We start from the raw sequence: 21,074 nt of genomic DNA, 5'->3' as shown, positions 1-21,074 counted from the left end.
ATAAGCAACGCAAAAGGCGGGGAACATTCCCCGCCTTTTTGTGTGCGCAGGCACCTTCACTCATCCAAATGCAGATCCCCCAACACTTCGCGAATCGCTTCTTCCTGTTGGCGGCGCTCTATGCCCGTCGAGAAGTAGATTGCTTCGGGATGGTGCACCACAATAGCGGCTGTACTCTGCTCAGGGATGAGTTGGTAGCCGCTGGAGAGCCGCACGCCCAGGCGTTCACCCCCCAGCAAGCGCATCACGTCCTCATGCTGGCTCAGGTCGGGGCAGGCGGGATATCCCCAGGAGTAGCGCAAGCCACGCCCCTCATCAAGCCCCAATTCGCGGCGGATACGGCGGTGTGTCCATTCCGCCAGCCCTTCCGCCAACTGGTCGGCAAAACCGTTGATGAAGTATGCCTCGGTGTACTTCCCCTCGGCTTGCAGCGCCTCCATGCGCCGTGTTGCTTCTGGCCCCGCGGTGACGAGTTGGAGCGCCGCCACATCGCGCCCTTCACGCACAGGCACAAAGTAGTCCGCCAGGCAGAGCCGCTGACGATCAGACTGGCGCGGGAAGGTCAGGCGCGCCACCTCGCGCGTGTGGTCTTCAGGGTCGAAGACGATGAGCGTATCGCCGTCGGCGGCGACGGGGAAATAGCCGTACAGTGCGCCAAACGAAAGCCACCCCGTTTCGATGAGTTCATCCGTCAGGCGCTGCAAGGTAGGCTCAAAGACCGTCGCCACGAGTTCATCCCATTCCTCACCCCGTTTGCCACGCCCACCCCAATGCAAGCGGTAGAGCGTATCCAGGTCGAAGCAGGAAACCACTTCGCGCACATCAATTTCATCACGCGCAACCAAACGGGTGCCCCAGAAAGGCGGTGTGGGCACATCGGGAGCGGGGGGCACAGTCCGTTCGGCGGGCGCTTCAGCAGGCGCGGGCGTTGCCGCAACGACGCCGCGTTCAAGCGTGCGGCGCGCTTTGGCTTTTACCTCGGCAACAAATGCCGCGCGTTCTTCGGGGTCGCCCGTCAACTTGTCCACCACGGCAAGCCCCTCGAAGGCGTCTTTGCAGTAAAAAACGCCCGGCTCGTACACAGATCCATCGTCCATGAACATGATCCGATAGCCAAAGCGGCGGTTGATAGCCGCGCCCCCCACCAGCACCGGGAAGGAAAGCCCCCGCTTGTGCAATTCTTGCACACAAATGGGCATTTGCTTGCTGGTACTCACCAGCAGGGCGCTCAGCCCAATGGCAACCGCGTTATGTTCCACGGCGGCGTCAATAATCGTGTTGACAGGCACTTGTTTGCCCAAATCAACCACCGTATAGCCGTTGTTGCTCAAAATCGTGCCGACCAGGTTTTTGCCGATATCATGCACATCGCCAAAGACGGTCGCCAGCACGACCGTGCCTTTGCTTGTGCCCTCTTTGCGTTCCAGATAGGTTTCCAACCGCGCGACGGCTTTTTTCATCACCTCGGCGCTTTGCAGCACAAAGGGCAAAATGAGTTCACCCGCGCCAAATTTGTCGCCCACCTCTTTCATCGCCGGCAACATGACATTGTTGAGCACCCACACGGGGTCGTGGCGCTGGACGGCTTCATCTACCAGGTCTTCCACACCTTCTTTTTTGCGGTGCACAATGTACCAGTAGAGTTTTTCTTCCACACTCATGCCCTCGGTGGGGTCAACGCGCTCATCGCCTGAGACGGCAATTTCGTTTTCCTCAAAGAACTGAATGACGCGGGCGAGCGCATCCTCGCGGCGGTCGAAAATCAAATCATCCATGAGGGTGCGCTGTTCTTCGGGAATTTCAAAGTAGGGCGTGATATGCTTGGGGTTGACAATCGCCATATCAAGCCCGGCTTCGACGGCGTGGTGCAGGAAGACGCTGTTGAGAACGGCGCGCGCGGCAGGCTTGAGCCCAAACGAGACGTTGCTCACGCCCAGCAGGGTGAACACGCCCGGCAGTTCGGCTTTGATACGCCGAATGCCTTCGAGGGTTTCAATGGCGGCGCGGCGCAGTTCGGCTTGCCCTGTGGTGATGGGAAACGTCAGCACGTCGAAAATCAGGGCTTCGGGCGGCAAGCCGTATTCCTGTGTGGCAATGTCGTACATGCGCTTGGCAATCTGGAATTTGCGTTCGGCGGTATGCGCCATGCCTTCCTCGTCAATGGTGAGCGCCACCACCGCCGCGCCGTGTTGCTTCACCAAAGGCAGCACCTCTTCAATCCGCTGGCGCCCGTTCTCCATGTTGATGGAGTTCACAATGGCGCGTCCCGGATAGGTTTCGAGCGCTACACGGATGACGTCGGCTTCGGTGGAGTCAATCATCAGGGGCACGTCAACACTCTGGCTGAGCAGTTTCACCAGCCGCCGCATCTGTTCGGCTTCGTCGGTGCGTTCAGTGAGCGCCACACAGACATCGAGCATGTGCGCGCCGCCTTCCACCTGTTCGTGCGCGATTTCCAGCAGGGCATCGTAGTTCTCTTCAAGCAGCAGGCGCTTGACCTTGCGGCTTCCTTGGCTGTTCACCCGTTCGCCCACCAACGTGGGGGCGGGTATCTGCTTGATGTCGGTGGCGCGCATCGCGCTGGCGACACGCGGCGTGGTGTCAATCTCAGCCGGGCGACGCGCCCACGGATTGACGCCCTGCACGCCTTCAACCAGCAGGCGAATATGCTCGGGCGTGGTGCCGCAACAACCGCCGATGATGTTGCACCCAAACTCATTCACAAATTGGAGCAACATTTCCGCCATTGGTTCAGGTTGCATGGGGTACACCGCCTCGCCATCCACGTTGAGCGGCAAGCCTGCATTGGGAATGGCGGAAACGGGCAAATGCGTGTGGCTGGTGAGGTAGCGAATCGGTTCGCGCATGTAATCTGGGCCGGTGGAACAGTTCAGCCCGATGGCGTCAATCCCCAACGGTTCGAGAATCGCGAGCGCCGCGCTAATGTCGGTTCCCAAGAGCATGCGCCCCGTGGTGTCAAGCGTCACCTGCGCCTGAATCGCGGCACGAATACCCGTTTCCTGCATGGCACGCTTCAGCCCTTCAATGGCGGCTTTGACTTCCAGAATGTCCTGACTGGTTTCGATGAGCAACACATCCACACCACCCAGCAGCAAGCCCACGGCTTGCTCGCGGAACACATCCACCAATTCGCCATAGGTGATATTGCTCAGCACAGGGTCGTTTGCCGACGGCAACATGCCACTGGGTCCGATTGAACCCGCCACAAAACGCGGCTTCTCCGGCGTGCTGTACTCATCGGCAAGCCGCCGCGCCAGCGCCGCCGCCGCGCGGTTGATCTCGAGCACCTGCTCGTGCAGGTTGTACTCTTTCAACGTGATACGATTGGAGCGGAACGTATCGGTTTCGATGACATCCGCGCCAACATCCAAGTATGAGCGGTGGACACGTTCCACCACATCGGGGCGCGTGATAACCAGATAGTCGTTGCACCCTTCGTAGGCAGCCCCGCCAAAATCGTCGGCGGTGAGATTCATTTTTTGCAGCGAAGTTCCCATGGCGCCGTCATACACGAGGACACGTGTGCGCAGGGCGTCAAGATACCGCTGGGCTCGGTTTTCGCGCATGGCCTCTCTCCGTTCTTCTCTCGACAAAGCGTCTTCTACACACTCGTTCTGCACGTTGTACACAGCAATGTGCCTTCAGATGGGCGATATCCTACTGCAAGAAAGCCACTCAGCCAAAAGAAAAATGCCACGGCGTTGCCACCGTGGCATTTTTCCGTGCCCCTTGTCCCCCACAAAAGGCACGCCCCCTCGTGCCTTCTGGTTTGTCACTCCAAAAGCCCATCCATGAGTTCGATGAGCATTTCGCCTTTTTCCAGGTCAATCTCCTTGACGACCTGGCGAATGGCGGGAATCAGTACTTCACCGTAGCGCTCACCGCGAATAACATACACATCATTCGCGCCGTTGGTGAACATCACATCGGCAACGCGCCCCAATTCCTCGCCTTCGGTCGTCATGGCGCGCAAGCCGATGAGTTGGTGCACGTAGTATTCATCTTCTCCCAACGGCGGCGCCCATTCTCGCGGGATGACAACGTACTCGCCGCGCAGGGCTTCGGCATCGTTGCGTGTGCTCACCCCTTCCAGCATGAGCAGCAACATGCCTTTGTGCAAGCGCACCCCCTTCACGGCATAGGGTTGCGGCGTCTGCTGTCCGAGATAGACCTCTTCCAGGTCAAAAACAAACTCGATATCATCAGTCAGAATACGGACTTTGACCTCGCCGCGTATGCCGTGTGGTGCGACAATACGCCCTAACGTCAAAAAATCATCCGCCATAGGCTAGCGAATATCCACATCCACAAACAAGCCCCGTTTTTGCGCGACGACGTGCACCACGTTGCGGATGGCTTCGGCCACGCGCCCCTGGCGACCAATCACGCGCCCCATGTCGTCGGGGGCGACCGAAAGCGTGATGCGCACGCGACGACCGCGCTTTTCGCTCGTCACGCGCACTTGTTCAGGATGGTCTACCAGGTTTTTGGCGATGAATTCGACCAGTTCTTCCATGCTACTGTCCGAATCAGGCATTGACTTCGGCTTCCGCCGGGAAGAGTTCTTCCAGCGGCGTCCCTTCGCGGTAGCGTTTCAGCGCTTCGTAGATGCCGTCGCGCTTGAACCAGCGGTCAACGGCTTCGGACGGCTTCGCGCCCTGGCTCAGCCAGTACACAGCGCGCGCCTTGTCGTACTTCACGGTTTCGGGTTCGCTCAGCGGGTTGTAATAGCCAAGGGTTTCGATAAAGCGACCGTCACGCGGCGAGCGCTGATCAGCCACCACAATGCGATAACTCGGTTGGTTTCGGGCGCCCATGCGGCGCAGACGAATGCGTACCATAACCGCTTCTTGCTCCTTTTTGGCTCTCGCGTCTGTTTCAACACGTGGGTTTTCAACAATTCGACACAAACAAGCCCGCCCGAAGGCGAGCCTCGCGATTGGGCATTATATCGAAAAGCGCCATTTGGGGCAAATAGCCCCCCCTTATGCGCGGAACGTGTGGACAACGTCCACAACGGCGGCAAGCGCGGCGTCGTCCACCTGTGTGGGAATGACGCACGAGGGGGCAAGGATGTGCTTGTAGCCCCCTGTGATGGCGAGGGCGGCGCGGGCGTGTTCGGCGACCACGTCGGCGGGTTCCAAAAAGATGCGGCGATCCAGCCCCGTGACGAATGCGCGCTCGGTCTGTTCGCGGGCGTCCGCCAGTGATGGGGCGGTTTCGTGGTCGTGCCAGGAGACGCCATGCACGGGGTAGGTGTTCGCCAGTTCAAAAAAGGTGTTGACGCCGTGCAGGTGCAGGACACGAATGGTGTGCTCTGGGCAAGCGTCGAGGACGAGGCGGTCGAACGGTTCGCCCAGTTCGGCATAGGTGGCACGGGGCAGGATGTCGGCGCTGGCCAGTTGGGTGGCGAAGAAAACGCCGTCCGCCCCAGCGGCAAGGCAGGCTTCGGTGTAGCGCGCCATGGTCTCGGCGATGGTGCGCAACCCGGTTTTGACGGCGTCGGCGTCCTGGGCGATGTGCTCAAAGAGCAGGTCGCCTACCATTTTATACGCCACCGTCAGCGGGCTGAAAATAGTCATCAAGATGGGGATATCGGGCGGCAAACCGCCGCGCACCAAGCGCAAGCCGCGCAGTTCACGCCCCAGTGCGCCGCGCTGTACGTCAAGCGGGGGGAGCGCCCGCCAGCCGTCGGGTGTGGTGAACGCCGGGCGGATGCGTTCGGGGGCGCGGTGCGGGTCGTTGAAGCGGCGGATAGGGGTGCCCCAATCTTCCACGGCGTACATGCCCATGGGGGTGTGCTTCACGAAATCTACTTCCCAGCGCACGGCAAATTCAATCGTCGCCGCCGCCAGCCCCTCAGGCGTTTCGTCTTCATCGTGAAAGTGCCGCCACAGGCTGAACGCGGGGCGGTCGGTTGGTTCGCCATGGAGCGTTGCCCAGACACGTTCACGCGCGTTCATGTTGGTTCACCTCATGCGGGGGATGTTGTGCTGCTTCGCGCAAGGTTTTGGGGAAGCGCTGGACGCGCCCCTCGGGGTCAATACAGATGTGTGCTGTATAGCCTTCGGCGCACAAACGCCCATCTTGGCCGATGACTTCATACGCAAAAACAATTTTGCGCGATTTGAATTCTTGAATCCAGGTGCGCACAGTGACGACTTCATCGTAGCGGGCGGGAGAGACATAGCGTGCGTAGCACTCCGTCACAGGCAGGACAATGCCTTCGCGCTCCATGCGGCTGTACGGCATGTTGTACGCACGCAGAAAATCACTGCGCCCTTCTTCAAACCAGACGATGTAAGCGGTGTGGTGGACAATGCCCATCTGGTCGGTTTCGGCGTATCGGACACGGAAAGAAGTCTCGTGGACGTAGACAGGCATGCTGGCACTCCTTGGTGGTTCACAGAATGACGGAGAGAACGGCAATCAGGAAGAGCAGTTGCAACACCACTGTCCCCCCCCACAGCAGGTAGGCGGCGAATTCGTCCACCCATTGCCGCAAGAGAAGACCGCCAACCCCGTTCACCAACAGCAGCCCAAACGCAATGATGGGCAAGAAGAAAATGTGCGAGCGGGGTTCGATACGGTCGGGTTGCCCAAAGGCGTCGAAGTGCAGGGGGATGATCGGCGGCAGTTGGAAATAGCCAATCACCACAAGAAACCAGAGCACAAGGTGCAGAAAGACCGCCAGCCCAATCGTGTAGAAAGCCGCGCGGTCAGCGTAGAGTGTCTCCCACAGATGGCGCAAGCGTGCCGGCAATTTGTGCTGAAACGGTAGCGATGGTGTGCTCATGTGCTTCTCAAACAAGCGTGCATTTTCGGCGTTGTGTGAGGGCGATTATACTGTGAAACGCGAAAGCCCAAAGTGGGGCGATATGCGCAAAGCCTCATCGTATGGGCGGCAATTCAACCGAGGAGCCAAAGGAGTAGAAGCAATGAAAATTCGTGTGAAAGTGGACCGTTCAGCCTGCATTGGTGCAGCGGAATGCACGTTGATTGCGCCGCACATTTTCAGCCTGGATGCCGAAAACAAGGCGGTGGTGAATGAGGAAGCCGCCGCGCAAGCCGATGAAGCCCTGTTGTGGGAAGTGGCCGACTCGTGCCCAGCGCTGGCGATTATCCTGTATGATGAAAACGGCGACCAAGTCTATCCCCAGTGAGCCATGATGGACAAACGCACACGCCTGGAAACCGTTTTGGCTGGTGAACGCCCAGACCGCTTGCCGATTGCGTTCTGGCGTCATTTTCCGGTGGACGACCAGCGCGCCGACACACTGGCGGCGGCGACCTTGCATTTTCAACAAACGTGGGATTTTGACTTCGTCAAGGTTAGCCCTTCCAGCAACTACTGCACCTTTGATTGGGGCGTGGAAACCCGTTGGGAGGGCAATCAGGAAGGCACGCGCACCTATGTGCGGCGGCGTATTCAACGTCCCGAAGACTACGAAACGCTGGAAGTGCTGGACGTGCGCAAAGGCATGTTGGGGGAACAATTGCGCGCCCTGGAATTGATTGGGCGGGCGTTGCCCCCCGATACGCCGTTCATCGCCACGGTTTTCAGCCCGCTGACCGTCATCCGCTATTTGCGCGGGAATGCCTACATTGCCGACTTGCGCCAGCACCCCGACCGTGTGCTCCACGCGCTCGACGTGGTGACGCGCGTGTACGAGGATTTTGTCGCGGCGGCGTTGGAAACAGGCGCGGCGGGCATTTTCCTGGCGGTACAACCGGCAAGTTATCATTTGCTGAGTGAAGCGGAATACCGCCGCTTTGGTGAACCGTTCGACCGTCGCATTCTGGCGGCGGCGTCGCGCGGGTGGTTCAACCTGCTGCACGCCCACGGCGACGCCGTGATGTGGGATTTGCTGGCGGCGTATCCGGTGCAAGCCATCAACTGGCATGACCGCCATACGCCTCCCACGCTTGCCGAAGCGCGTGCGCGGTTTTCGGGGGCGCTGGTAGGCGGCTTGCGCCAGTGGGAAACCCTTCTGTTGGGTACGCCCGAACAGGTGCGCGCCGAAGTGCTGGACGCCCGCGACCAGGTGGACGGGCGCGGGCTGGTTATCGGGGCGGGGTGCGTCATCCCTGTGACAACGCCCTATGGCAACATTCGCGCGGCTGTGGAGGCGTGCCGCAATACCTGACCACCGCGCCTGGAACGCCACCTCACACCCGATGGTGCCATGCCATCGGGTGTTTCATTGGGGGCGTGCACCGCGCGAAAGTGATTGACAGGCGGTCTCTGCTTTCGTATACTCGCAAGCGTTCCTGCTGGCAGGTTTGACAACCAAAGAAGGGAGGTGAGAGCAGCCAAAAGCGTGAGTGCCTGTGTCACACCGTCGTGACGTTGTGCGGAGTCGTTCAGAGTGCTGAGTGAACCAGATGGAGGAGAAAAGCCATGAACACTCGCAAGTTGTTGTCCCTGCTGTCACTCTTGTTTGTTCTGCTGGCACTCGCTGCATGCGGTGGCGGTCAAAGCGGCGAAGAAAGCACCGGCGAAAGCGGTGGTGAACAAGCCGCCACCACCGAAGGCAAAGTCGTGCGTGTGTACACCTCCTGGCCTCTGCAAGGTCCCATGCTCCCCGAAGGGCAATCCATGAAGCGTGCGGCCGACCTCGCCTTGAAGCACTACCTCGATGCGCACGGCGGTGAAGGTCCCGGCGGCTACACCGTCGAAATCGTCAACCTGGATGACGCTTCGCCCACCACAGGCTCGTGGGACGGCACGATCGAAGCCGAAAACGCCCAGAAATGCGTCAACGACCCGCTCTGTATGGTCTACTTCGCCACGTATAACTCTGGTGCGGCAAAGGTTTCCATTCCCATCACCAACAAGGCTGGCATTGCACAGATTACCCCCGCCAACACCTACCCCGGTCTGACGAAGCCCTGGGCGGAAGGCGAACCCGACATTTACTACCCCGCCGACAACCGCCCGACCTACTTCCGCACGAACGCCACCGACGACCTGCAAGGCTACTCGGCGGCATCGTGGGCGAAATGCTTGGGCTTCAAGAAAGTGTACATCCTCGACGACCGCCAACTCTACGGCAAGGGGGTTGCGGACGCGTTCGAGCAACAAGCCCAGAAGATTGGACTTGAAATCGTGGGCCGCGACGGCGTCGAATCCACCGATATTGACTTCCGCGCGCTGCTTGCCAAAGTGAAAGACGCCCAGCCCGACCTGGTGTACGGCGGCTTCGTGATTGACTCCGGCGGTCCGCAAATCATCCAGCAAATGGCCACGCTGGGGCTCTTCGACCAGGGCGTCAAGTTCATGGGGCCCGACGGCTTGGTGAATCCCGCGCTGGCTGAGCAAGCCGGTGGCGCGCAGGTGGTGGACGGCAACGTCCTGCTCACTTTCCCCGGTTTGGCGCCCAACTTGCTGGAAACCGAATCCGGGAAGAAGTTCTACAACGACTTCATCGCTGAATACGGCGAAGAACCCAGCCCGTGGTCAACATACGCCTACCAGGCGATGCAAGTCATTCTGGACAGCATCGAACGCGCCGCGGCGAGCGGTGAAGTCACCCGCGCAAGCGTGCTGGACGCTATGCGCAACACCAAGGACTTTGAAGGGATTACCGGCGTCTTCTCGTTCGATGAAAATGGGGACACAACGCTGGTGCAGATGGCGTCCTACTCGGTTGAAAACGGCGAATTCAAGTTTGAAGGCGCCATTAGCCCTGAAATGGCCGACTCGTGCCCATAATGCCTGCAACGGGTGTGGTGCGCTCTGCGGAGCGCCCACACCCCTTTTTCATGTTGGGGGATAGCATCGAGGGGGTTGGAAGAACACCATGAACATTGAACTGCTTGCGAACCAACTGGTGATTGGCATCACAATCGGGTCGTATCTGGCGCTGATTGCGCTGGGGTACACCATGGTGTACGGCATTCTCGAACTCATCAACTTCGCCCATGGCGACATTTTCGCTTTTGGGTTTCTCTTTTCGCTCACCATCTTGCAGTTTTTGAACCTTGAATATCCGCTTTCTGTGCCCCAAATCATTTACATTTTGGTCCCCGTCATGCTGTTGACCATGCTCGCCGCGGGGCTGCTCAACGTCTTCATTGACCGCATCGCCTACCGCCCATTGCGCAACGCGCCCCGCCTGGCGCCGTTGATTACCGCTGTGGGTGCTTCGTTCGCTTTGGAAAACCTGTTTGCCATCTGGAAGGGACCCAGCCAGATTTTCTACCCGCCCTATGTGCCCCGCGTGGACATTCTGCGCGAATGGCTGGGCATTGAGACCATCATCGGCTTTTCGACGACCGACCTCATGTTGCTGGTCGTCACCATCCCGCTGATGGTTTTGCTTTCGGTCTTTGTGCGGCGCACCAAGTTGGGCAAAGCCATGCGCGCCACCGCCCAAGACCGTGAAGCCGCCGCGATGATGGGCATCAATGTTGAGCGTGTCATCATGAGCACCTTCTTCATCGGGGGGGCGCTGGCCGGCGCCGCCGGCATGGTGTTCGGGTTGTACCTCAACACCGGGCGCTACCTCATGGGGTTTGAAGCCGGCTTGATGGCGTTCACCGCCGCCGTGTTGGGGGGCATTGGCAACATCGCCGGCGCTGTGTTGGGCGGCTACTTCATCGGCATCTTCAAGGCGCTGAGCGACCTCTACTTGCCGTCCGAATGGACGCGCGCCGTGGTGTTTGCCATTCTGGTCTTGGTGCTTGTGTTCCGCCCAGCCGGTTTGCTTGGGCAAGCCACGCAGGAAAAAGTCTAATCGGGCTGGTTCATAACGGCGACGCTGATTTGTGGGGGACTTATGGTGCAGAAACTTCTGGCATTTCTACCCGAAGACCGACGGCAACGCCAACTGATTCTTGGCACGCTCGGGGGTGTCATCTTCCTGACATACCCGTTTATTGACCGCGCCTTAGGGCTGGAATTGCTCGGCTCACTCGTAGCCGGCTTGATTTTCGTCATTTTGGCGCTGGGTTTGAACATCGTAGTCGGTTTTGCCGGCTTGCTCGACCTGGGGTACGCCGCCTTTTTCGCCATTGGGGCGTACACGATGGGCATTTTCACCTGGCCCAACCTGGGGCTGGAATGGTCGTTCTGGGTGGTCATCTGGATTTGCGCTGTGGTGGCCGCCATCTGCGGTATGATTATCGGCGCGCCGACGCTGCGCTTGCGCGGCGACTACCTCGCCATTGTCACGCTGGCGTTCGGCGAAATCGTGCCGACCGTCATCCGCAACCTGGACGACCTCACCATTCGCATTCCTTTCACGAATATCTACCTGGTTGAACACTTGAACCTGACAAACGGTCCACAAGGGCTGAACCCTGTTGGTCGTCCCAGCATCTTCGGTTTTGAATTCGGATTCGACCCGCTGCATTGGTGGTATCTCGTTGTCATTCTCGGCGTGCTGGTCATCATCGCCGAGCGGCGGTTGGAAAACTCGCGTTTGGGACGCGCCTGGATGGCGATTCGTGAAGATGAAATCGCCGCCGACGCCATGGGGGTTGACCCCATCCGCACGAAACTGCTGGCGTTTGCGCTGGGGGCGTCGTTTTCGGGGTTTGCAGGCGCCATTTATGCCTCGATGATTCAAGCCATTTTCCCCGAACTGTTCCGCTTCCAGGTCTCCATCTTCCTGCTCATCATCGTCATTCTGAGCGGGATGGGCAACGTGTACGGCGTGCTGGTCGGTGGACTCATGCTCACTATCCTCGACCGGGTGCTCATCGCCATCTGGATTCCCCAATGGCAAGCCTCGCTGGCGAAAGCATTGGGCTGGTCGTGGCTGACCGCCATTGACCTGCGCGAATGGCGCTGGGTGCTCTTTGGCGTCGGCTTGATTCTCATCATGGTCTGGCGTCCCGAAGGGTTGTTCCCATCTGAAGCACGCAAAGCCGAACTCCACGAACACGAATGGGAAGAAGCAGGCGCCGAAGGCTGAGGCGGGCGCCTGTTCGGGTGAAAGAGGAGAGAGACCATGGCGCTTTTGGAAGCACGGGGAATTACCAAACGCTTTGGCGGGTTGACCGCCGTGGATAGCGTAGATTTTGAGATGGAACCCGGCATGATTGCGAGCGTAATTGGCCCCAACGGTGCCGGTAAAACCACCTTTTTCAACATGATTACGGGCTTCTACCGCCCGACCGAAGGGCGCATCTTCTTCGATGGCAAGGACATCACAGGCAAGCGCCCCAACCAGGTGACGGCGATGGGCATCGCGCGCACGTTTCAGAACATTCGCCTCTTTGCGAACATGTCCGCGCTCGACAATGTGCTGGTGGGCATGAACTGCCGCATGCGCCAAACCTGGTATCACGCCATCTTGCGCTTGCCTTCGATGGTGCAAGAAGAGCGCCAAGCCCACCGCAAAGCGCTCGAACTGCTCGAATACGTGGGCTTGCGTGACCGCGCCAACGAAGCCGCCCGCAACCTGCCCTATGGCGATCAGCGCCGCCTGGAAATTGCGCGCGCGCTGGCGACCGAACCCAAACTGCTCTTGCTGGACGAACCAACCGCGGGCATGAACCCCAACGAAACCTTGCAGATGACGCGCTTCATCCAGCAGTTGCGCGACGATTTGGGGCTGAGCATTCTGCTCATCGAGCACGATATGAAGGTTGTGATGGGCATTTCCGATCGTGTGACCGTGCTGGACTACGGGAAGAAGATTGCCGAAGGCTCACCCCGCGACATCCAGCGCAACCCGCGCGTGATTGAAGCCTACCTGGGGCGGCGGGCGGCGGAAGCATTTGCCCAGGCGCACGCGGACGAAGAGGGCGAAGGCTAAGGAGGCAACATGGCACACAATGGCACACGCGAGCACATGCTCGAACTGCGCAATGTGCATTCCTACTACGGCGCTATCCACGCGCTCAAAGGCATTTCGCTCACGGTAGACCGTGGCGAAATCGTCACGCTGATTGGCTCGAACGGTGCGGGGAAAACGACCACCATTCGCACTATCAGCGGCATCTTGCATCCGCGCGAGGGGCAAGTCATCCTCGAAGGGCGCGACATCTCGCACACGCCCGCCTACGAAATCGTGAAATTGGGTGTGGCGCAATCGCCCGAAGGGCGGCGCATCTTCCCCCGCCTGACCGTGCTCGAAAACCTGGAAATGGGTGCGTACACGCGCAACGACCCCCAGGGAATCGCCGAAGACCTGGAACGGGTGTTTGAGTTGTTCCCACGTCTGAAAGAACGCCGCAACCAGCAAGGCGGGACCCTTTCGGGGGGTGAGCAGCAAATGCTCGCCATTGGGCGGGCGCTCATGGCGCGCCCCAAATTGCTCCTGCTCGACGAGCCGAGCATGGGGCTGGCGCCTGTGTTGGTGGAAACCATCTTCGAGACGATTGTCGAAATCAACAAGCAGGGAACCACCATTTTGCTTGTCGAACAGAACGCCCTCATGGCGCTGGAAGTGGCGCATCGGGGCTATGTGTTGCAAACCGGGCAAATCGTGCTCGAAGGTCCCGCACAGGAGTTAGCCGCCAGCGAAATGGTGCGTAAAGCCTATCTGGGCGAGGAATAGACGGCGGCAGAATTGCCAAACGTGCTCATTTCCCTATACTCGCCGCCGCAACGGTGCAGTCCACCCGCCGACGGACTGCACCGTTTTTTGTTGTCAACATGTCAAGGAGGTTTCGTATGCCCCGAAAAACCTACTCCAAAACCGGCGCAAAGTGCCGCGTCACGTTTGAAGTCCCCGCCGACGCCGCCGCATCGCACGCCGTGCTCCTCGCCGACTTCAACGAGTGGCAGCCGCTTGAACTGACGCGCCGCAAAGACGGTCGCTTTTCCGTCACGGTGTCGCTGGAAAGCGGGCGCGCCTATCAGTACCGCTTCTTGCTCGACGGCGAGCGCTGGTACGACGACCCGACCGCCGACGAGTTCACGCCCAACACGTTCGGTTCGCAAAACGCCGTCGTGCGCGTGTAGCCACCCCCACAATTGCATATCGCAAGCCGCCTACGGGCGGCTTTTTGCATTTTCGCACGCTTGCGTATGCTCCCCCGTGAACAGAGAACAGCCAGAGGCAACCATGCAAGCCGAAATTCGCCATTGCCGACAATGCAACCTGCGCTATCCCTGGCATGAACGCCAACCACATCGCGAAACGTGCCCCCGCTGTGGCGCGCCGACTATCCGCCTGGCGGCGTGGGATACCGCTCCCCATGCCCCGCCCCCGACGGAACCGTTGCCCCCGCGCACAGTGGCGCTCGTGCTCGACAACCTGCGCTCGGCGTGGAACGTGGGGGCGCTATTTCGCACCGCCGACGGGCTGGGCGTGGCGCATCTCTACCTGTGCGGCATTACCCCCACGCCCGAACAAGCCAACGTCCGCAAAACAGCGCTGGGCGCCGAAACCAGCGTCCCGTGGTCGTATGCCCCGAACACGGCGGAGGTGTTGCACACCTTGCGGCAAAGCGGCTGGACGATTTGGGCGCTTGAACAGACGCCTACCGCCCGCTCGCTTCGTGGGTTGCAGCCGCCGGACAAGCCGCTGGCGTTGGTGGTTGGCAACGAAGTGAGCGGCGTTGGGCATGACCTGTTTCCGCTCTGCGAGCAAGTGGTCTATGTGCCTATGCAGGGCGTCAAGCGCTCGCTCAACGTTGAAGTGGCGGCGGCGATTGCCCTCTGGCATTTGCTGGGTATGCCCTAACAGGCCAAAATACACCCCCTGAGCATTGGGGGAAGGAGGCGAAGGAAGAACCATGCAGAACCTGTTGCATCGCACCACGCTCTTGGTCGGGTTGGTTGTTGTCAGTCTCCTGGGGTTGGCGTGCACAAGCCAAACCAACACCCCGCGCGACCCCGTCCTGGCTCAAAACGGCGGCGGGCACCCGCTTGTGGGCACGACCGTCCCCGCCACCACGGTCTACACACTCGATGGCGAAGCCGTCACGCTCGACACGCTGGGCGCAGGCGAACCGCGGCTCATCAACTTCTGGGCGACGTGGTGTCCACCGTGCAAAAAAGAAATGCCGGAGTTTCAGGCGCTCCACGAAGAAGGCTACACCATTATTGGTGTTGATGTGGAAGAAGGACCCGCCGTAGTCGAGCAATTTTTGCAAACATTTGAACCGACGATTACCTACCCGATTTACATCAGCAAAGACGCCAGCACCGAAAAAGCCTACCGTCTCTTGGGGTTGCCCACATCCTGGCTGGTGGATGCCGACGGTGTCATTCAAATGGTCTGGACGGGGCAAGTCACCAAAGAGATGATTGAGGCGCATTGGAGCCTTGTCCAGTAAGCGCCAACATTTTTCTAACAAGCGGCTGCTACACTTTCGCTTGAAAATACTGGATGAGAGTATCAGGAGGGAAACATGGCGATTTTCGATGCACCCATTCACGCCAACGATATGACCTATGACCGTGCCGTCTATCAAGCGAAAGTGCCTGTGGTCGCCGTTTTCTGGCGGCGCGAATGCCCGCCGTGTGAGCAACTGGACCCTGTGTTGAACCGGCTGGCGCGCGAGTACGCCGGCAAACTGCTCGTGGTGAAACTGAATGTGGAAGATGCGCCCCAAGCCGCGCAGCGCGAACAGGTGCGTCATCTGCCGACGTTGCTGCTGGTGAAGGATGGGCGTGTTGTTCAGCGGGGCGAAGGCGCGCCCACTGAAAGCGCATTGCGCGAATGGGCAGCCTATCTCGTGGGCGAACGCTCGGCAACGCCGACACAAACGCTGAGCGGGGCTAGCGTGCCCCTGCACGCGACCGCCCAACGCACGCCGCCGCCGCCACCGCGTCAGCCGCGTCCTGAGCCACGTGCGGCGCATGCGGACGGCAAACCCGTCGTCCTGACCGATGCCACGTTCGCTGATTTCATCTCATCGGGCGTGGCGCTGGTGGACTTCTGGGCGGAGTGGTGCGGTCCGTGCCACATGATTGCGCCCGCTATCGAGTCGCTGGCGCGCGAGTATGCGGGGCGCGTCAAGGTGGGGAAACTCAACGTGGACGAAAATCCGCGCACGCCCATGCAGTTCCAAATTCGCGGGATTCCGACGCTCATCATTTTCCGCAATGGGCAACCGGTTGACCGCATTGTGGGCGTGCAATCGTTGCCGGCGCTCCGCCAACGGTTGGACGCCGTGCTGGCAGGAGTGCGCTAATGGGGCTGTTTGAGCAATTGGGACCGCTCTACGATTGGTTTTTGGCGCCTGTGGAAGCGTGGCGCTTGCGCGCCTGGCGTCGCCAGTTGGTGGGTGATGTGCACGGGCGTGTGCTTGATGTGGGGGTGGGGACGGGGCTCAACCTGCCCCACTACCCGCCCAACACCGATGTTGTGGCGCTTGACCTCACGTGGGAGATGTTGCGCTATGCGCCCGCGCGTCGTCGCGCGCGGCAATGGTTGGTGCAGGGTGATGTGCAGGCGCTCCCCTTCCCTGACGCCGCCTTTGATGCGGTTGTGGGGGCGCTTGTTTTCTGCTCCGTCCCCGATGCACAACAAGGCTTGCATGAAGTCCGCCGCGTGCTGAAACCCGGCGGGCGTTTGCGCTTGCTCGAACATGTGCGCGGCACGCATCCGCTGGCACGCACGTTCACAGACATGTTTGAACCGTTGTGGTTCGGCATGAATGGGAGTTGCCACCTCAACCGCGACACGCCCAGACTCGTGCAAGAAGCGGGCTTCGAGATTGTGCGGCAAGAGAGATTCGCGGGTTCGTTGGTGGTGCTGCTGGAAGCCCGCCCACGTTGATTGGCAACCTGGCAAACGCAAACGGCTGGGGAACTTCCCCAGCCGTTTTGATGTTGAGCGGGAAGGCTACCTGGTGCGTTTGCGCGCACGATGAAGCGCGACCGCCGTCAGCCCGAAGACGCCGGCGACAAAGGGCAAAAAGGGTGTGCGTGCTGCCGATGGCGCTGCGGTGAATGCCGTGAGGTGCACGGCTGTGGGACCGCCGCTTCCCGCAGTACACCCACTGCCGCTTGGTGCAAGGGCGACTGTTGCGCCAACCCAACTGATGTGTTCACTCACACCACCTTGTGAACTATCATCCCCCACGATCAAGAGCACCCATTCAATTGTTGTGCCGCTTGTTGCCCGCAAGCCAATCCAGCGTGTCGTTACGTTCCCGCACGCACCATTGGTCGGACACACACTTTGATCCGTGGTGCTGGTCGGAATCTGAACTTCGACAACAGAGCCGCCGCTTGGCTTGTATCGCAGGAGCGCAGGTGTGCCGCCACCGTCGGTGCGTGTTTCCAAATCCCCAACCCACACACCGATTGTGTGTCGGCAATCCATTGGTCGTTGAGCGCTGCCGCGGCCGTGCGGCCTGTGTTGTTGTTGCCGCTGACTTCATTTGTGATCGTCACCGTCACGCCGCCTTGGGCTTCGGCTGGATAGAAGAAAAGCGGCGCAAAGAAGACCAGGAACAACACCAAGGCAAGATAAAATGGTTTGCTGACACGCATGTCGCACCTCTCTTGCACACATACCTCATGCCGAAGAGCGGTTATTTTACTCAAACAACTATGTGCGTCAAAAAAGCGGGATCTGTTCCCCGTTTTTTCAACAAACTCGCCCTGGTTCACGCAGCACCCAATATCTCCGCCAGCGTTTGCACCAACAAGTCGTTTTCTTCAGGCGTTCCCAGGCTGATACGCAGGTGTCCCGCCAAAAGTGGGTAGCCGCTGACATCGCGGATGAGGATGCCGGCACGATTGAGAAGTGCCTCAAAAATCTCGCGCGCGGGGCGGTCAAAGCGCGCCAGCACAAAATTGGCGGCGCTGGGATAGGCATGGAGACCGGGGAGCGCATTCAGCGCGGGAATCAGTCGTTCCCGCTCGGCTTTCAGCCGCTCGATGAGGGGGCGGAAGTGGCTTTCAAAATGCTCAATCGCCACCAGGGCGGCGGTTTCACTGAACAGGTTGAGCGCGTAGGGCAATTGCGCCTTGTGCAATTCACGCGCCAGGGCTTCGTTGGTGATGGCGTACCCCACGCGCAGCCCCCCCATGGCCATCGCTTTGCTGAATGTGCGCAAGAGCACGACATTGTCGTAGCGTTCCAGCAGTGGGGTGAAGTCCTGGTCGGCAAATTCGCGGTAGGCCTCGTCAATCAGCACCAGTGCGCCGCTTTCCGCCGCCACACGCTCAACATCAGCGGGGGCATAGGCGGTGCCGGTGGGGTTATTCGGTGTGCAGAGCACGACTACCCGCGCCTGGTGGCGTTGCGCCGTCTCGATGACGGCGTCCACAGGCAGGGCAAAGTTGGTTTCGGGCGGCATGGGGATTTCATGCACGTGTGCGCCGAAAACACGCGCCAGCAAGCCATACACGCTGAACGTCGGCACGGGAATCACAACGTGGTCGCCGGTGCGGAGTGTCGCCGCCAACGTCACGTAAATCAACTCATTCGAGCCATTGCCCACCAACACCATCTCACGGCGAACGCCGTTGTGGGCGGCAAGCGCCTCGCGCAGCGTATCAAGCGTGAACGAGGGATAGCGCGCCCAATCGGCTTGCGCCACCCGTTCCAGCACAATGGCTTTGAGGTCTTCGGGATAGCCGAACGGGTTTTCGTTCTGGTTCATTTTGTGGCGGTACGTGTAGGGTTTGAGGGTGTACGCCTGCATTGCCAGGATGTCGGGTTTGATAAAACGCTTCATGGGGTGTGTCCTCTTCTGGATTGGTTGGCTTTTGACACCGGCGAGGGTGTGCCACAGGTGAGAAGCGATGTCAAATGCGCCTCGCCGGTTGAAAGGACCAGCGAGGCGCGGGGAAAATCTTCCGCATGCGGCAATCAGCCGCGCACACGGCGCAAGCGCAACCCGTTGGCGGTGACCAGCAAACTGGCGCCGTCATCGGCGAGCACCGCCAGCCAGAGCGTGGTCCAGCCGGGGATGGCAAGCGCCATGAAGAGCAGTTTGATGCCCACGCTGAACAGAATGTTGGCGGCAATGGTGCGCCGTGCCGCCCGCCCCAGCCGCAGGGCATAGGCGATTTTGCGCAAGTCGTCGCTCATCAGCGCCACATCGGCGGTTTCGATGGCTTGATGTGTACCAGCGGCGCCCATGGCAATCCCCACATCGGCGGTGGCGAGCGCCGGCGCGTCGTTGATGCCGTCGCCCACCATGGCGACCGCGCCGTACTGGGCGTGCAGGGCTTCCACAGCCGCGGATTTCTCCTCAGGCAACAACCCGGCGCGCACGTCATCGATGCCCACTTGCGCGGCGACAGCGCGGGCGGTGGTCTCGTTGTCGCCTGTCAGGAGCACCACCCGCTCGATACCAAGGCGATGCAGGGCGGCGACGGCTTCTTTGGCTTCAGCGCGAATGGTATCGGCGACGGCGATGATGCCGAGGATGCGCTCATCTTGCGCGACGAGCATGGTGGTTTTGGCTTCGTTTTCAAGCCGATGGAGATGGTCAACAGCAATATCGGGAATGTGCTCAAAGAGATCGCGCGTGCCAATGCGCACGGTGCGCCCGTTCACAACACCGGTGATGCCGCGTCCTGTCAACGTGCGTACCGCTTGCGCTGGCGGGACGGCAAGCCCTTCCTCCTCAGCAGCCGCGACAACAGCACGCGCCAAGGGGTGCTCGCTACGGGCTTCCACAGCGGCGGCAAGCCGCAAGAGCGTTTCGCGGTCGCCTTCCAGGGGAATGATATTGGTCACGCGCGGTTCGCCGCGCGTCAGCGTTCCCGTTTTGTCAATGGCAACGACGCGCACGCGCCCCAACGCTTCCAGCGCGCGCCCCCCCTTGATGAGCACGCCATGCCGCGCCGCACCGCTGATGGCGCTGAGCACACTCACGGGCGTACTGATGACAAGCGCACAGGGGCATGAAATCACCAGGAGCACAAGCGCCCGCAACATTGCTTCGCGCGGGGGAAGCCCAACAAGCAGCAACACAATGGCGAGCACAATTGCGCCGACGACCACGGCGGGGGTGTAGCGTGCAGCAAAGCGGTCTACCATGCGCTCGCTTTCGGCTTTGCGGCTTTGGGCGTCCTGCACGAGCGCCACAATGCGCGCAATCGTGCTCTGGTCGGCGGGGCGGGTAATGCGCACCTCGATGACACCTTCGCCATTGACTGTCCCAGAAAACACGGGGTCGCCCACGGTTTTGAAAACAGGCATACTTTCGCCCGTCACAGGCGCCTGATTGACGGCGGATTGCCCCGCGACGACAACGCCATCGGCGGGAATGCGCTCACCAGGGCGAACAAGAATCGTATCCCCCACACGCAAGGCGCGCGCCGGCACCGTTTCGGTTGTTCCATCGGGAAGAAGGCGATGGGCGGTATCGGGGACAAGTTCCATCAAACTGCGCACAGAGTGGCGCGCGCGTTCCATGGCGAAGTGTTCCAGCCATTCACCAATGGCAAACAGCACCACCACGGCGGCGCCTTCGCCCCATTCACCCAGAAGAGCGGCGCCAATGGCCGCAATGGTCATCAGGGCGTCAATCGTCAACCGCCGACTACGGCGAAACGCCTGAACGCCCCGACGGGCAATTGGCGCTCCTGCCGCAAGCATGGCGAGCGCAAACGCCACACTCTCCCAAGGCGTCGTATGTCTCCACGAGAGCAAAAGCCCCCCCACAAAAGCGCCCACCCCGAAGAGAAGCGGCGCATGAAGACACCAGGCTGGCGGAGTTGTGGGCGTCTCCTCTTCTGAAGTGGGTTCGCGCACAATATGCCCCAAATCGTGCAGCACGGCGGTAATCTCGTCCTCGTCGACGTAGGCGGTATCCCATTCGATGAAAACGTCGCCGGTTGCTACGGACGCACGCGCCTGGACAACCCCCGGCAGGCGGCGCAAACTTTCTTCAAGCGTCTGGGCGCAACTGCCGCAATCCAGCCCGTCAACCGCCAAACGCACCTGCCGATAGCGGCTTTGCACGTCTGCACCACGCAGGCGTGCCGTGCGCGTAATGGTGTCGGCGGTGGTGACGTCTGTATCGTAGTGCACGCAAATCGTGTGCACGCCATCTTGATGGACGTTCAGGACGCCCTGCTCGTCACGCAGGGCGTCAGCCAGTGTGTTGACACAATGCGTGCAGGTTGCATTGTTGGGAAGAATATCGCGAGACGGGAGTTTAACCTTTTCGACCATATG

23 protein-coding genes are annotated in these 21,074 nt (G+C 60.2%); 12 read left to right on the top strand and 11 right to left on the bottom strand.

The window, feature by feature from the left end; translation table 11 throughout:
* Positions 1-56: 56 nt before the first annotated feature.
* From metH to SE16_RS14815, 7 genes are all read right to left on the bottom strand, one after another.
* On the bottom strand, positions 57-3,587 hold the full coding sequence (metH, locus tag SE16_RS14845; protein WP_060687796.1) for a methionine synthase: 3,531 nt from the start codon (positions 3,585-3,587) through the stop codon (positions 57-59).
* A 206-nt stretch (positions 3,588-3,793) separates the two neighbouring features.
* On the bottom strand, positions 3,794-4,306 hold the full coding sequence (gene rimM / locus SE16_RS14840) for a ribosome maturation factor RimM (protein ID WP_054493382.1): 513 nt from the start codon (positions 4,304-4,306) through the stop codon (positions 3,794-3,796).
* 3 nt (positions 4,307-4,309) lie between these two features.
* Complete coding sequence (locus SE16_RS14835; protein ID WP_054493393.1) at positions 4,310-4,537, bottom strand: KH domain-containing protein; 228 nt, start codon at positions 4,535-4,537, stop codon at positions 4,310-4,312.
* Positions 4,538-4,550: 13 nt separating this feature from the next.
* Positions 4,551-4,862 (bottom strand): 30S ribosomal protein S16, encoded by a 312-nt coding sequence (gene rpsP / locus SE16_RS14830; protein ID WP_054493383.1) that lies wholly within the window; start codon positions 4,860-4,862, stop codon positions 4,551-4,553.
* Between the two features lie 144 nt (positions 4,863-5,006).
* Complete coding sequence (locus tag SE16_RS14825; RefSeq protein ID WP_054493384.1) at positions 5,007-5,984, bottom strand: uroporphyrinogen decarboxylase family protein; 978 nt, start codon at positions 5,982-5,984, stop codon at positions 5,007-5,009.
* Positions 5,971-6,405, bottom strand: coding sequence for an acyl-CoA thioesterase (locus SE16_RS14820; RefSeq protein ID WP_082374304.1), 435 nt, complete (start codon positions 6,403-6,405; stop codon positions 5,971-5,973). The genes SE16_RS14825 and SE16_RS14820 overlap by 14 nt, the downstream gene beginning before the upstream one ends.
* Before the next feature lie 19 nt (positions 6,406-6,424).
* Complete coding sequence (locus SE16_RS14815; RefSeq protein ID WP_054493385.1) at positions 6,425-6,817, bottom strand: DUF1648 domain-containing protein; 393 nt, start codon at positions 6,815-6,817, stop codon at positions 6,425-6,427.
* Between the two features lie 142 nt (positions 6,818-6,959).
* Here SE16_RS14815 and SE16_RS16095 point away from each other — a divergent pair, with 142 nt between their 5' ends.
* The 12 genes from SE16_RS16095 (at position 6,960) to SE16_RS14755 (ending at position 16,706) form a co-directional block, all read left to right on the top strand.
* Entirely contained in the window at positions 6,960-7,184 is a 225-nt protein-coding gene (locus SE16_RS16095; RefSeq protein ID WP_054493386.1) for a ferredoxin, read from the top strand.
* Positions 7,185-7,187: 3 nt separating this feature from the next.
* Entirely contained in the window at positions 7,188-8,168 is a 981-nt protein-coding gene (locus SE16_RS14805) for a uroporphyrinogen decarboxylase family protein (RefSeq protein ID WP_082374306.1), read from the top strand.
* 254 nt (positions 8,169-8,422) lie between these two features.
* On the top strand, positions 8,423-9,736 hold the full coding sequence (locus tag SE16_RS14800; RefSeq protein ID WP_054493388.1) for a branched-chain amino acid ABC transporter substrate-binding protein: 1,314 nt from the start codon (positions 8,423-8,425) through the stop codon (positions 9,734-9,736).
* Positions 9,737-9,824: 88 nt separating this feature from the next.
* Positions 9,825-10,760, top strand: a complete 936-nt coding sequence (locus tag SE16_RS14795) for a branched-chain amino acid ABC transporter permease (protein ID WP_054493389.1) — start codon at positions 9,825-9,827, stop codon at positions 10,758-10,760.
* A gap of 42 nt (positions 10,761-10,802) precedes the next feature.
* On the top strand, positions 10,803-11,942 hold the full coding sequence (locus tag SE16_RS14790) for a branched-chain amino acid ABC transporter permease (RefSeq protein WP_060687794.1): 1,140 nt from the start codon (positions 10,803-10,805) through the stop codon (positions 11,940-11,942).
* A gap of 36 nt (positions 11,943-11,978) precedes the next feature.
* Entirely contained in the window at positions 11,979-12,788 is an 810-nt protein-coding gene (locus SE16_RS14785; protein ID WP_054493391.1) for an ABC transporter ATP-binding protein, read from the top strand.
* 36 nt (positions 12,789-12,824) lie between these two features.
* Complete coding sequence (locus tag SE16_RS14780) at positions 12,825-13,532, top strand: ABC transporter ATP-binding protein (RefSeq protein ID WP_054493394.1); 708 nt, start codon at positions 12,825-12,827, stop codon at positions 13,530-13,532.
* Positions 13,533-13,648: 116 nt separating this feature from the next.
* A complete protein-coding gene (locus SE16_RS14775; protein WP_054493392.1) occupies positions 13,649-13,939 on the top strand; it encodes an isoamylase early set domain-containing protein in 291 nt (96 codons plus the stop codon).
* 103 nt (positions 13,940-14,042) lie between these two features.
* On the top strand, positions 14,043-14,663 hold the full coding sequence (locus SE16_RS14770) for an RNA methyltransferase (protein ID WP_060687792.1): 621 nt from the start codon (positions 14,043-14,045) through the stop codon (positions 14,661-14,663).
* 52 nt (positions 14,664-14,715) lie between these two features.
* On the top strand, positions 14,716-15,258 hold the full coding sequence (locus SE16_RS14765) for a TlpA family protein disulfide reductase (RefSeq protein ID WP_054493801.1): 543 nt from the start codon (positions 14,716-14,718) through the stop codon (positions 15,256-15,258).
* A gap of 75 nt (positions 15,259-15,333) precedes the next feature.
* Complete coding sequence (gene trxA / locus SE16_RS16650; RefSeq protein ID WP_082374383.1) at positions 15,334-16,119, top strand: thioredoxin; 786 nt, start codon at positions 15,334-15,336, stop codon at positions 16,117-16,119.
* Positions 16,119-16,706 (top strand): class I SAM-dependent methyltransferase, encoded by a 588-nt coding sequence (locus tag SE16_RS14755; protein ID WP_054493800.1) that lies wholly within the window; start codon positions 16,119-16,121, stop codon positions 16,704-16,706. Before trxA ends, SE16_RS14755 begins: the two co-directional genes overlap by 1 nt.
* A 66-nt stretch (positions 16,707-16,772) precedes the next feature.
* Here SE16_RS14755 and SE16_RS15860 read toward each other — a convergent pair whose 3' ends face one another.
* The 4 genes from SE16_RS15860 to SE16_RS14740 form a co-directional block, all read right to left on the bottom strand.
* The gene (locus tag SE16_RS15860) at positions 16,773-16,985 is read right to left on the bottom strand and encodes a hypothetical protein (protein WP_152918192.1); all 213 of its coding nucleotides are present in this window, start codon (positions 16,983-16,985) and stop codon (positions 16,773-16,775) included.
* An 89-nt stretch (positions 16,986-17,074) separates the two neighbouring features.
* A complete protein-coding gene (locus SE16_RS14750) occupies positions 17,075-17,425 on the bottom strand; it encodes a hypothetical protein (RefSeq protein ID WP_054493799.1) in 351 nt (116 codons plus the stop codon).
* A 116-nt stretch (positions 17,426-17,541) separates the two neighbouring features.
* On the bottom strand, positions 17,542-18,618 hold the full coding sequence (gene hisC, locus SE16_RS14745) for a histidinol-phosphate transaminase (protein ID WP_054493798.1): 1,077 nt from the start codon (positions 18,616-18,618) through the stop codon (positions 17,542-17,544).
* 134 nt (positions 18,619-18,752) lie between these two features.
* The gene (locus tag SE16_RS14740) at positions 18,753-21,071 is read right to left on the bottom strand and encodes a heavy metal translocating P-type ATPase (RefSeq protein ID WP_152918191.1); all 2,319 of its coding nucleotides are present in this window, start codon (positions 21,069-21,071) and stop codon (positions 18,753-18,755) included.
* Positions 21,072-21,074: the final 3 nt, after the last annotated feature.

The sequence above is a fragment of the Ardenticatena maritima genome (assembly GCF_001306175.1).
In the GTDB taxonomy this organism is placed as follows: domain Bacteria; phylum Chloroflexota; class Anaerolineae; order Ardenticatenales; family Ardenticatenaceae; genus Ardenticatena; species Ardenticatena maritima.
The sequence above is the reverse complement of the archived record's forward strand: the minus strand, read 5'-3'. Positions and strand labels throughout refer to the sequence as shown.

Excerpts from the sequence above, each read along its gene's own strand:
- SE16_RS14820 (WP_082374304.1), bottom strand. The coding sequence starts at position 6,405 with ATGCCTGTCTACGTCCACGAGACTTCTTTCCGTGTCCGATACGCCGAA.
- SE16_RS14790 (WP_060687794.1), top strand. The coding sequence starts at position 10,803 with ATGGTGCAGAAACTTCTGGCATTTCTACCCGAAGACCGACGGCAACGC.
- SE16_RS14785 (WP_054493391.1), top strand. The coding sequence starts at position 11,979 with ATGGCGCTTTTGGAAGCACGGGGAATTACCAAACGCTTTGGCGGGTTG.
- SE16_RS14770 (WP_060687792.1), top strand. The coding sequence starts at position 14,043 with ATGCAAGCCGAAATTCGCCATTGCCGACAATGCAACCTGCGCTATCCC.
- SE16_RS14805 (WP_082374306.1), top strand. The coding sequence starts at position 7,188 with ATGATGGACAAACGCACACGCCTGGAAACCGTTTTGGCTGGTGAACGC.
- SE16_RS14755 (WP_054493800.1), top strand. The coding sequence starts at position 16,119 with ATGGGGCTGTTTGAGCAATTGGGACCGCTCTACGATTGGTTTTTGGCG.
- SE16_RS14815 (WP_054493385.1), bottom strand. The coding sequence starts at position 6,817 with ATGAGCACACCATCGCTACCGTTTCAGCACAAATTGCCGGCACGCTTG.
- hisC (WP_054493798.1), bottom strand. The coding sequence starts at position 18,618 with ATGAAGCGTTTTATCAAACCCGACATCCTGGCAATGCAGGCGTACACC.
- metH (WP_060687796.1), bottom strand. The coding sequence starts at position 3,587 with ATGCGCGAAAACCGAGCCCAGCGGTATCTTGACGCCCTGCGCACACGT.
- SE16_RS14825 (WP_054493384.1), bottom strand. The coding sequence starts at position 5,984 with ATGAACGCGCGTGAACGTGTCTGGGCAACGCTCCATGGCGAACCAACC.
- SE16_RS14795 (WP_054493389.1), top strand. The coding sequence starts at position 9,825 with ATGAACATTGAACTGCTTGCGAACCAACTGGTGATTGGCATCACAATC.
- SE16_RS14780 (WP_054493394.1), top strand. The coding sequence starts at position 12,825 with ATGCTCGAACTGCGCAATGTGCATTCCTACTACGGCGCTATCCACGCG.
- SE16_RS14775 (WP_054493392.1), top strand. The coding sequence starts at position 13,649 with ATGCCCCGAAAAACCTACTCCAAAACCGGCGCAAAGTGCCGCGTCACG.
- SE16_RS14765 (WP_054493801.1), top strand. The coding sequence starts at position 14,716 with ATGCAGAACCTGTTGCATCGCACCACGCTCTTGGTCGGGTTGGTTGTT.
- SE16_RS14750 (WP_054493799.1), bottom strand. The coding sequence starts at position 17,425 with ATGCGTGTCAGCAAACCATTTTATCTTGCCTTGGTGTTGTTCCTGGTC.
- SE16_RS16095 (WP_054493386.1), top strand. The coding sequence starts at position 6,960 with ATGAAAATTCGTGTGAAAGTGGACCGTTCAGCCTGCATTGGTGCAGCG.
- rpsP (WP_054493383.1), bottom strand. The coding sequence starts at position 4,862 with ATGGTACGCATTCGTCTGCGCCGCATGGGCGCCCGAAACCAACCGAGT.
- SE16_RS14800 (WP_054493388.1), top strand. The coding sequence starts at position 8,423 with ATGAACACTCGCAAGTTGTTGTCCCTGCTGTCACTCTTGTTTGTTCTG.
- trxA (WP_082374383.1), top strand. The coding sequence starts at position 15,334 with ATGGCGATTTTCGATGCACCCATTCACGCCAACGATATGACCTATGAC.
- rimM (WP_054493382.1), bottom strand. The coding sequence starts at position 4,306 with ATGGCGGATGATTTTTTGACGTTAGGGCGTATTGTCGCACCACACGGC.
- SE16_RS14740 (WP_152918191.1), bottom strand. The coding sequence starts at position 21,071 with ATGGTCGAAAAGGTTAAACTCCCGTCTCGCGATATTCTTCCCAACAAT.
- SE16_RS14835 (WP_054493393.1), bottom strand. The coding sequence starts at position 4,537 with ATGGAAGAACTGGTCGAATTCATCGCCAAAAACCTGGTAGACCATCCT.